The 1,019-nt window shown below is 49.5% G+C and carries 2 rRNA genes; both read left to right on the top strand.

Features of this window, described 5'->3' with window-relative positions:
* Positions 1-598: ribosomal RNA gene (locus tag BZG74_RS15480) — 16S ribosomal RNA — on the top strand; the annotation flags it as partial.
* Between the two features lie 302 nt (positions 599-900).
* A 23S ribosomal RNA gene (locus BZG74_RS15485) occupies positions 901-1,019 on the top strand; the annotation flags it as partial.

The following is a 1,019-nucleotide window of genomic DNA, read 5'->3' on the forward strand; positions in this document are numbered from 1 at the left end:
TCCACGCCGTAAACGCTGTCTACTTGGAGGTTGAGGTTTAAGACTTTGGCTTTCGGCGCTAACGCATTAAGTAGACCGCCTGGGGAGTACGGCCGCAAGGTTAAAACTCAAATGAATTGACGGGGGCCCGCACAAGCGGTGGAGCATGTGGTTTAATTCGATGCAACGCGAAGAACCTTACCTACTCTTGACATCCAGCGAATCCTTTAGAGATAGAGGAGTGCCTTCGGGAACGCTGAGACAGGTGCTGCATGGCTGTCGTCAGCTCGTGTTGTGAAATGTTGGGTTAAGTCCCGCAACGAGCGCAACCCTTATCCTTGTTTGCCAGCACATAATGGTGGGAACTCCAGGGAGACTGCCGGTGATAAACCGGAGGAAGGTGGGGACGACGTCAAGTCATCATGGCCCTTACGAGTAGGGCTACACACGTGCTNGTTCCCGGGCCTTGTACACACCGCCCGTCACACCATGGGAGTGGGCTGCACCAGAAGTAGATAGCTTAACCTTCGGGAGGGCGTTTACCACGGTGTGGTTCATGACTGGGGTGAAGTCGTAACAAGGTAGCCCTAGGGGAACCTGGGGCTGGATCACCTCCTTACTGACGCTATTGTTGCGAGTGTTCACACAGATTGCACGGTCATATTGAAAAGCGCTAACTAATGGTCATCCATTGGTTAACGCTTTTAGGCGTTACTCTGAAAAGAGATGCTCTTTAACAATCTGGAAAGCTGACAAGTCATTCTTAAAGAATGACAGTAAAGTTCTCAATCAGTGACAGAAATGTCACTCACACAATCAAGTGTGCTTGGGCTTTGTCTTAGTGATAAGCAAAGTCTCTATTTTGAGTCCGGCAAAAACAAAACCTTAGTTGTTTTCATACAAGACCTTTTGGGGTTGTATGGTTAAGTGACTAAGCGTAGACGGTGGATGCCTTGGCAGTCAGAGGCGATGAAGGACGTACTAACCTGCGAAAAGCGATGGTGAGCTGGTAAGAAGCATTTGAGCCATCGATGTCCGAA

The organism is Salinivibrio sharmensis, assembly GCF_001995985.1.
In the GTDB taxonomy this organism is placed as follows: Bacteria; Pseudomonadota; Gammaproteobacteria; order Enterobacterales; family Vibrionaceae; genus Salinivibrio; species Salinivibrio sharmensis.